This window comes from Streptomyces hygroscopicus subsp. hygroscopicus (assembly GCF_030269125.1).
GTDB lineage: Bacteria > Actinomycetota > Actinomycetes > Streptomycetales > Streptomycetaceae > Streptomyces > Streptomyces hygroscopicus_C.
Genome location: NZ_BSSM01000006.1, coordinates 389,597 through 398,413 on the forward strand (window position 1 = coordinate 389,597; position 8,817 = coordinate 398,413).

General features: G+C 72.7%; 9 protein-coding genes. 7 read left to right on the top strand and 2 right to left on the bottom strand.

Annotated features, from left to right (window positions below):
- Positions 1-53: 53 nt before the first annotated feature.
- Both QSK45_RS16965 and QSK45_RS16970 read right to left on the bottom strand, forming a co-directional pair.
- Entirely contained in the window at positions 54-188 is a 135-nt protein-coding gene (locus QSK45_RS16965; protein WP_285557669.1) for a putative leader peptide, read from the bottom strand.
- Between the two features lie 100 nt (positions 189-288).
- Positions 289-1,740 (bottom strand): purine-cytosine permease family protein, encoded by a 1,452-nt coding sequence (locus QSK45_RS16970; protein ID WP_285557670.1) that lies wholly within the window; start codon positions 1,738-1,740, stop codon positions 289-291.
- A gap of 244 nt (positions 1,741-1,984) precedes the next feature.
- Here QSK45_RS16970 and QSK45_RS16975 point away from each other — a divergent pair, with 244 nt between their 5' ends.
- The 7 genes from QSK45_RS16975 to QSK45_RS17005 form a co-directional block, all read left to right on the top strand.
- Entirely contained in the window at positions 1,985-3,430 is a 1,446-nt protein-coding gene (locus QSK45_RS16975) for an amino acid permease (RefSeq protein WP_285557671.1), read from the top strand.
- Positions 3,431-3,566: 136 nt separating this feature from the next.
- Positions 3,567-4,763 (top strand): sensor histidine kinase, encoded by a 1,197-nt coding sequence (locus tag QSK45_RS16980; protein ID WP_285557673.1) that lies wholly within the window; start codon positions 3,567-3,569, stop codon positions 4,761-4,763.
- A 94-nt stretch (positions 4,764-4,857) separates the two neighbouring features.
- Positions 4,858-5,682 carry a LytR/AlgR family response regulator transcription factor gene (locus QSK45_RS16985; protein WP_285557675.1) on the top strand — a complete coding sequence of 275 codons (825 nt, stop codon included), beginning with the start codon at positions 4,858-4,860 and terminating at the stop codon, positions 5,680-5,682.
- Positions 5,683-5,752: 70 nt separating this feature from the next.
- The gene (locus tag QSK45_RS16990) at positions 5,753-6,049 is read left to right on the top strand and encodes a hypothetical protein (RefSeq protein ID WP_285557677.1); all 297 of its coding nucleotides are present in this window, start codon (positions 5,753-5,755) and stop codon (positions 6,047-6,049) included.
- 10 nt (positions 6,050-6,059) lie between these two features.
- Positions 6,060-7,619 (top strand): sodium/solute symporter, encoded by a 1,560-nt coding sequence (locus QSK45_RS16995; protein WP_285557678.1) that lies wholly within the window; start codon positions 6,060-6,062, stop codon positions 7,617-7,619.
- A 260-nt stretch (positions 7,620-7,879) separates the two neighbouring features.
- On the top strand, positions 7,880-8,506 hold the full coding sequence (locus QSK45_RS17000) for an acetate uptake transporter (protein WP_285557680.1): 627 nt from the start codon (positions 7,880-7,882) through the stop codon (positions 8,504-8,506).
- A 43-nt stretch (positions 8,507-8,549) separates the two neighbouring features.
- Positions 8,550-8,817, top strand: a 268-nt coding sequence (locus QSK45_RS17005) for an acetyl-coenzyme A synthetase N-terminal domain-containing protein (protein ID WP_285557681.1), incomplete at its 3' end; no start/stop codon positions are given.

Here is an 8,817-nt window from a genome sequence, read left to right on the forward strand (position 1 = left end):
GGGGCCGGGCGGGCGCCGACCGGGTCAGCGAGGGGCGCGCGGGGTCCCGGACCTCAGCGCGGGCCGCCCAGCGCGCTGCAGACGCGCAGCAGATCGATGTGCCGGCGGGAGGTGAGCAGGGGGGTGCCGGGCGAGGTGCGCGACGGTGTCCGGCCCGCTCGGCCGGTGACCGCTTCGAGGCGCGCCATGATTCCCTACCTGTTCACTAGGATTCCCTGCCAGGAGTCTCGATCCCCCCTCGGCCCGGCGTCAAGAGGGTGTCCACCGTCAGGGACGGGGACCCGCTCCTCAGGGCTCCCGGTGCTCGTGCGCCGCCCGTTCCAGTTCCTCCGCCTCCGCCCGTGCGAGCCGCGCCTCCGCCTCGACGTCGAGGGAACGGGTCAGCCACCAGTACAGGAGCGCGGAGACGGGCAGCCCGATGAACAGGGAGATGTCCGCACCGCCGAGCGCCTTCGCGGCGGGGCCGGTGTACAGGGTGCCGACGGAGAAGAACGGGACCATGACGGCGAAGCCGACCAGGTAGGAGATGATGCCGTGCCAGCCCCAACGGCCGTAGACCCCGCGGGGGTTGAAGATCTCCGCGACGGCGTAGTGGCCGCGGCGCACCACGTAGTAGTCCATGAGGTTGACCGCGGTCCACGGGATGAACAGATAGAGCACCAGCAGCAGGAAGTCGTTGAAGTCGGCCAGGAAGTGCGCGGTGGCGGCGAGCGCGCCGACCACGGACAGCGCGGCGGTGAGGGCGAGGGTGAGCAGCCGCACGGCGAGCGTCGGCCGTACCCGCCGCACCGAGTCGATGGCGCTGATGAGCGTCAGCGAACCGCCGTACATGTTGAGCGCGGTGACGGAGACGAGGCCGAGCGCGGCGAAGAGCAGCACGATCGCGCCGAAGCCGTCGAAGACCTTGTCGCCGGCGGTGTCGATGGAGGCGATGGTCTCGAAGTGCCCGCCCGCCCAGGCCGCGAGCAGCGCCCCGAGGACCATCATCCAGATGCCGCCGAGCGCGGAGCCGAGGTAGGTCCAGTAGAAGGTCTTGCGGACGGTCACGTCCGGCGGGAGGTAGCGGGAGTAGTCCGAGACGTAGATGGCCCAGCTGATCTGGTAGCCGGCGACCACGCCGAACTGGGCCAGGAACGGCGTCCACTCGAAGGCACCGAGGTCGAAGGAGCCCGCCGGGTAGTGCAGGGTGAGCAGGATGCCGACGGTGAAGATCCCGAAGACCACCAGGAAGACGTAGGTCAGGATCCGTTCCGCCCGGTGGATGATGTCGTAGCCCACCAGGGCGATCACGAGGGCGACCACGGTGACCGCGAGGACCCAGGGCTTCACCCCGCCGTGCAGCGTGGTGTGCAGGGCGTCGGCGGCGAGGATGCTGTTGAAGACGTTGAAACCGGCGTACTGCACATAAGCGAAGAGCCACACCAGGAGGGCGCCGACATAGCCGAACTGGGGCCGCGACTGGATCATCTGCGGCAGGCCCAGCTGGGGGCCCTGGGCGGAGTGGAAGGCCATGAAGAAGGTGCCGAGGACGGTCCCGGCGACGATGGCCAGCAGCGACCAGACGAGGTTGCCGCCGCCGGTGACGCCGATCAGCCCCACCGCGAGGGTGGCGATCTGGGCGTTGGACATGAACCACAGGGGCCCCAGGTGCCACAGCTTGCCGTGCCGCTCGTTCAGCGGGACGTAGTCGATGGACCGGACCTCGATCCCGGACACCCCGCCCTGCGTGGGCATGCTCATGTCGCCTCCCGAGCCCGCTCGGCCCCTCTGGTCACATGGTGCACCGGCGGGGGTCCGCTGACGAGGGCACGGACGAGGGCGCCGGAGATATCGCGGCCCAGGAGGTCCCGCGGCTCAGTTTTTGCGTGTACGGAATGCCCGGACGAGACAAGAAACGGCGATTTTGCGACAGGTAGGGGCATCGCCGACCATGGCGGGGTCCCGGCGATCCCGGGACATCGGCTTGATGAGAGGCGCACCACCCATGCACGTCACCGGAACCGCTCCCCTGCCGGCTCCGGCCCCCTCGGAGACCCTCGCGGCCCCCGTCGAGGACCCCCAGGGCTCGCCCGGCCGGCACGCGCGCCGGTTCGGGCTCCCCGTGGCCACCGCGCTGGTCATGGGCAACATCATCGGCGGCGGCATCTTCCTGCTCCCCGCCTCCATCGCTCCCTACGGCACGGTCAGCCTGGTCGCCTTCGGCGTGCTGACCATCGGCGCCATCGCCCTCGCGCTGACCTTCGGCAAGCTCGCCGCGCGCGATCCCCGCACCGGCGGCCCGTACGTCTACGCCCGCGAGGCGTTCGGCGACTTCGCGGGCTTCCTCGCGGCATGGTCGTACTGGATCACCACCTGGGTGTCGAACGCCGCGCTCGCCGTGGCCGCCGTCGGCTATCTGGACGTGCTGGTCCCGGTGGGCGGACACCACTGGACCGCGTGTCTGGCCGCGCTGGTGATCCAGTGGCTGCCCGCGCTCGCCAACTTCGCCGGCACCCGCTACGTGGGCGCCGTGCAGCTGGTCTCCACGGTGCTGAAGTTCGTGCCGCTGCTGCTCGTGGCGGTCGGCGGGCTGTTCTTCTTCGACCCCTCGCGGCTCGGTCCGTTCAACTCCAGCGGCCATGGCGCGATCGGCGCGGTGTCCGCCTCCGCGGCCCTGCTGCTCTTCTCCTACCTCGGCGTGGAGTCCGCCGCGGTGAGCGCCGGTGAGGTCAGGAACGCCCGCCGCAACGTGGGCCGCGCGACCGTGATCGGCACCGCGGGCGCCGCGCTGGTGTACCTGCTGGGCACGCTGTCCGTGTTCGGTACGGTCCCGCACCACCGCCTCGTCGACTCCACCGCGCCCTTCTCGGACGCCGTGAACGCGATGTTCGGCGGCAGCTGGGGCGGCTGGGCGGTGGCACTCGCCGCGCTGGTGTCGATGGTCGGGTGCCTGAACGGCTGGACCCTGCTCAGCGCCCAGACCCCGTACGCCGCCGCGCGCGACGGACTCTTCCCGGCCGCCTTCACCCGGCGCCGCCGGGGCGTGCCGACGGTCGGCGTCGGCGTCACCGTGGTCCTCGCCTCCCTCCTCACCGCCTACAACTACCTCTCCGGCTCCGGCAAGGTGTTCGAGGTCCTGGTCCTCGTCACGACCTTCACGGCGACCGTCCCCTACCTGCTGGCCACCGCCGCCCAGCTCTTCCACCTCGTCTCCGGCCGCGCCGACTCCGTGAACCGGGCCCGTCTGGTCCGCGACTTTGTGATCACCGCCGTCGCCGCCGGCTTCTCCCTCTGGCTCATGGCCGGCGCCGGCTACGCCGCCGTCTACCAGGGCGCCCTCTTCCTCTTCGCCGGCGTCATCGTCTACGCCGTGATGACGGCACGCCGCAGCCGCGGCACGACGGCGGAGCCGGCCGTCGGCGAGCCGGTGACCGCCGGCCGGCACGGCTGACGGTCGGGTCGCACGACGCGTCGCCCCGTACTCCCCACGGGGTGCGGGGCGACTCTCGGCCCCGGCGGGCGCCGTCACCCCGGTCTGCCGGTCACCGCTCGCCCGGTATTCCGCCGGGAGGGCTACCTTGTCCGGTATGGCAGGCAGATTCTGGCGCCCCGGGCGGCTGCGCCGGCACACCGGTTTCGACGGGCGGGCCGGACAGGCGGCCTTCGAGGCGCTGCACCGTACCTCCCTGGCGGCGCCGGCGTTGCGCGGCGGGCTGACCGAGGCGTCGGCCGGTGCGGCCGCACGCCATCTGCGCGAGCTGCTGGGTGCGCCGGGGCTCGCGCTCACCGACACCGAGCGGGTGCTGGCCTGGGACGGTGCCGGGCGGCACCACGGCGCGGGCGCGGCGGACCTGGCGGGGGACGTACTGGCCCGCGGGGGGAGTGCCGTGCTGAAGGCGGACCGGGTGTGGTGCGGCGACCTGGACTGCGAGCTGCGGGAGGCGGTCGTGGCGCCGCTGGTCGTGGAGGACCGGATCGAGGGCGCGCTGCTGGTCTACGCCCCGGGTGTGTCGGCGGGCCTGGTCCGGGCCGCCGGCGAGGTGGCGCGCTGGACCTCCGGTCAGCTGGAACTCGCGGAGATGCACCGTTCCCGTACCCGCCTGGTGGAGGCCGAGCTGCGGGCGCTGCGCGCGCAGATCTCCCCGCACTTCTCGTGCAACGCGCTGACCGCGATCGCCTCGCTCGTGCGCACCGATCCGCAGCGGGCACGTGAACTGCTGCTGGATTTCGCCGACTTCACGCGCTACTCCTTCCGCCGCCACGGCGAGTTCACGACGCTGGCGGAGGAGTTCCGCTCGATCGGCCAGTATCTGGTGCTGGAGCAGGCACGCTTCGGCGACCGGCTGCGCGTCGACGTCCAGGCGGCCGTGGAGGTGCTGCCGGTGGCGGTGCCGTTCCTGTGCGTGCAGCCACTGGTCGAGAACGCGGTGCGACACGGCTTCGAGGGCAGCACCGGGCCGGGGCGGATCACGGTGCTCGCGGGCGACGTGGGCGCCGAGGCGCACATCACGGTGGAGGACGACGGGGCCGGCATGGACCCCGAGAAGCTGCGACGCATCCTGGTCGCGGGTGGGACGGCCGCGTCGGGCGGCGGCGGTTCGGGCGGCGTGGGCCTCGGCAACGTCGACGCCAGACTGCGACGGGTGTACGGGGACGCGTACGGGCTGGTGATCGAGACCGCGCCCGGCGCGGGCACCAAGGTGCGGCTGCGGATCCCCAAGTACCGGGCGGGGGTGACGGCCCCGCCGACCGCCGGGGGCGGGCAGTCGTCCGGGCACGCGTGAGGCACTCGACCGACCGAAATCCCCTTACTCTTGTGGCCAAGCCCACACGGCCCAAGAGATTGACCAGTTATGTGCGCAATGCTCAGATTTGCGCATGCTGCGCATCCTGGTGGTCGACGACGAGCCACACGCCCGCGACGAGCTGGCCTACCTGCTCGGGCTGAACCAGGGCGTCGGCCCCGTCGAATGCGCGGCGGACGGCGCCGCGGCGCTGCTGGCGCTGGACCGCGCGCTGGCTCACCGCCAGGCCGTGGACGCGGTCTTCCTCGACATCCGCATGCCGGGCCTGGACGGGCTGGAGGTGGCCAGGGTCCTGTCCCGCTTCGCCGAGCCGCCGCCGGTCGTGTTCGTCACCGCGTACGACGACTTCGCGGTGCCCGCCTTCGAGGTACGAGCCCTCGACTACCTGCTCAAGCCCGTCCGCGCCGAGCGGCTCGCGGAGACCGTCCGGCGGATCGCCGAGCGGCGGACGCCACCCTCCCCGTCCCGGGAACCCGCCCCCGTGCCACCGCCCGCGCCCGCGCCACCACCCGCGCCCCCGGCGGAGCCGGCCGCGGCCGACGAGACGATCCCCGTGGAGATGTCGGGAGTCACACGTTTCGTGCAGCGCTCCGAGGTGCGGCACGTGGAAGCGTGCGGCGACTACGTGCGTCTTCACCTCGAATCCGACAGCTGTCTGCTGCGGACCCCGCTGTCCAGCCTGGAGGAGCAGTGGCAGGACGCCGGGTTCGTGCGGGTGCACCGCCGCTACCTCGTCGCCACCGGCCACATCGAGGAGCTGCTGGCCGACTCCGGGCGGCTGTCGGTGCGGGTGGCCGGCACCGTGCTCCCGGTCAGCCGTCGCAGCAGCCGCCGGCTGCGCGAACTGATGCTGCCCGCTTCCGGCCTCCCGCGCGGCGGACGGGCCGCCCATGGGTGACCCGTCCAGGCGTGTGAGCGTCACCCATCCCCGTACCCGCGCCGCCCGGCCCGGCCGGCGGGATACGGCGGTGCGCGACATACACGAGCAGACCCCGCTCGGCGAGGTGTACATGAAGGCGCTGATGCGCACCCAGCTCCGGCTGGGGCTGCTGGTGTGCGCCGCGGTCTTCCTGCCGCTGGCCGCCCTGCCGCTGCTGCTCGGGCGCGTGCCGGTGCCGCACTGGGCCCGGCCGTGGGGCGCCGGGTTGCCGTGGCTGGTCCTCGGGCTGCCCGTCTACGCGCTGCTGGTCGTGGCAGGGGCCTGCTACGTCCGCCGGGCCGAGCGCAACGAACGCGACTTCGACGAACACGTCCGCCGCTCGTGAAGCCATGTCGATGAACGCACCGGCGAACCTGACGGCCGTCCTCCTCGTCGTGGCCGTGACCGTGGGCATCGGCGGCTACGGCCTGCGGTCCCGTTCCACCTCGGACTTCTACGTCGCGTCCCGCACGGTCTCGCCGCTGCGCAACGCGGCCGCCGTCAGCGGCGAATACGTCTCGGCCGCCTCCTATCTGGGCATCGCCGGGCTGCTGGCGACGTACGGAAGCACCATGCTCTGGTACGGCATCGGGTACACGGCCGGCTATCTGGTGCTGCTGGTCCTGGTGGCCGCCCCACTGCGCCGGTCGGGGGCCTACACCGTCTCCGACTTCGCCGAGGCACGCCTCGGCTCGATGGCGGTGCGGCGGACGGCCACCGTGTTCGTCGTCCTCATCGGGTTGCTCTACCAGGTGCCGCAGCTGCTGGGCGCGGGACTCGCCCTGCAGGCGGCCCTCGGCGCGCCCGCCTGGTCGGGCACCGTGCTGGTGACCGCGGTGGTGCTGGTGAGCGTGATCACCGGGGGCATGCGCAGTGTCACGCTCGTCCAGTCCGTCCAGTACTGGTTGAAGCTGACCGCGCTCGCCGTCCCGGCCCTGGTCCTGCTGCTCGTCTGGCGCGGCGTCTGGCACCCGGCCGGCAGCCCGCCCCCCGTCGCCCCCGCGCATCCGGCGGCCGGGCACAGCGGCGGACAGGAGCTCTACGGCGTCTACTCGCTGATGGTGGCCACCTTCCTCGGGACGATGGGCCTGCCGCACGTCACCGCCCGCTTCTACACCAACCCGGACGGCCGCGCGGCCCGCCGTACCACGGTGGGCGTCCTCGGCCTGCTCGGTGTCTTCTACCTGCTGCCCGAGGTGTACGGCGGGCTCGGCCGGCTCTACGCGCCGGGTCCGGCCGCGGGGAACCGGGTGGACACCGAGGTGCTGCTGCTGCCCGGACGGCTGGTTCCGGGCGGCACGGGGCAACTGCTCACGGCGCTGGTGGTCGCGGGTGCCTTCGCCGCGTTCCTGTCGACCTGTTCCGGGCTGGCCCTGTCCGTGGCCGCCGTACTGTCGCAGGACCTGTTCGGCGGGGACGTGCGGGGCTTCCGCCGGGCCGCCGCGCCGGCGGTCCTGGTGCCCTGCGGGATCGCGCTGCTGCTGTCGGGGAGCGGCATGTCCGTCGCCCACGAGGTCGGCCTGATCTTCTCCGTGGCCGCCTCCACGTTCTGTCCGCTGCTGGTGCTGGGCATCTGGTGGCGGCGGCTGACCGCGGCCGGAGCCGTCGCCGGGATGCTGGTCGGCGGAGGGCTGTCGGCGGCGGCCCTGACGCTCACGCTGCTGGGGGCGGGCGGCCCCGGCTGGGCGGGGGCCCTGCTCGCCGAGCCCGCGGCCTGGAGCGTTCCGGCGGCGTTCCTGACCATGGTGGGCGTCTCCCTCCTGACCCCCGGCAGGGTGCCCGCGGCGGCCTCCGTGATGCTGGCCCGGCTTCACCTGCCGGAGGCGCTGGCGGCGGGCACGGCCGGCCGCTCGGCAGCCGGTGGCGACCGTTCGTCCCCGGACCCCGTCCGTTCGTCGCGCAACGGCCACCGCTGATCGACAAGTCGCGTACGAGGGCTCCCCGTCAGGGCAGGTGTGCCGCACAGTAACCGACCAGAGAAAGGCACCGGCAAGGCCCGGCCGGCCGTACCCCCCGACCGGGACCGGCAGCCGGACCTGCCCTGTCCGTCCGCGCACTCGCGCCCCGGACCGACCCGTGGCCCGACGCACACCACTCCTGCGTGCCGTCGTGTCTGCGCCCGCACCGCCTCGCTCCCGGACCCGTGTCCGAGCCCTCTTCGACCAAGGACCGCACCATGACCGACACCCAGACGCCCGGCACCGACGAGCGGACCCCGGGGGGCCCCGCAGCCCCGCAGATCGCCGACCCCGGTCCCCTGGGCCTGGCGGCCTTCGCCCTCACCACCTTCGTGCTCTCCGTCTTCAACGCCGGCCTGATCAAGGACGGCGCGCTGGAGGGCGTGGTGCTGCCGCTCGCCCTGTTCTACGGGGGCATCGCCCAGGTGCTCGCCGGAATGTGGGAGTTCCGCAAGAACAACACCTTCGGCGCCGTGGCCTTCACCTCCTACGGAAGCTTCTGGCTCTCCTTCGCGGCCTACGCCCACTTCATCGCCCCGAAGCTGCCGCCGGCCCACGCCTACCAGGCCACCGGCCTGTTCCTGCTCGCCTGGGCCGTCTTCACCGTCTACATGACGATCATCACGATCCGGCTCAACGGCGTCCTGCTCGCCGTTTTCACGGTGCTGTCGGTGACCTTCGTCCTGCTCGCCGCCGGCGCACTGGGGCAGAACACGGGCGTGTCGCACGCCGGCGGCTGGGCGGGCCTGCTCACCGCGCTGCTGGCCTGGTACGGCTCGTTCGCCGGAGTGGCCAACGCCACCTGGAAGGGCAAGTCCCTGCCGACCTGGCCGCTCGCGGGCTGATCCCGCCACCGCCGCACACCCGACCGACGACGACGGAGTCCTGATGAGTGACAAGAGCCTGGCCAACCTGCTGAAGGAAGAGCGCAGGTTCGCGCCCCCCGCCGACCTGGCCGCGCACGCCAACGTCACGGCGGAGGCGTATGAACAGGCCAGCGCTGACCGGCTCGGCTTCTGGGCCGCCCAGGCCCGCCGGCTGACCTGGGCGAAGGAACCGACCGAGACGCTGGACTGGTCGAACCCCCCGTTCGCGAAGTGGTTCAAGGACGGCGAACTGAACGTCGCCTACAACTGCGTGGACCGGCACGTGGAAG

Coding starts and splice junctions, on each gene's coding strand:
- QSK45_RS16965 (WP_285557669.1), bottom strand. CDS start 188: ATGGCGCGCCTCGAAGCGGTCACCGGCCGAGCGGGCCGGACACCGTCG.
- QSK45_RS16970 (WP_285557670.1), bottom strand. CDS start 1,740: ATGAGCATGCCCACGCAGGGCGGGGTGTCCGGGATCGAGGTCCGGTCC.
- QSK45_RS16975 (WP_285557671.1), top strand. CDS start 1,985: ATGCACGTCACCGGAACCGCTCCCCTGCCGGCTCCGGCCCCCTCGGAG.
- QSK45_RS16980 (WP_285557673.1), top strand. CDS start 3,567: ATGGCAGGCAGATTCTGGCGCCCCGGGCGGCTGCGCCGGCACACCGGT.
- QSK45_RS16985 (WP_285557675.1), top strand. CDS start 4,858: ATGCTGCGCATCCTGGTGGTCGACGACGAGCCACACGCCCGCGACGAG.
- QSK45_RS16995 (WP_285557678.1), top strand. CDS start 6,060: ATGAACGCACCGGCGAACCTGACGGCCGTCCTCCTCGTCGTGGCCGTG.
- QSK45_RS17000 (WP_285557680.1), top strand. CDS start 7,880: ATGACCGACACCCAGACGCCCGGCACCGACGAGCGGACCCCGGGGGGC.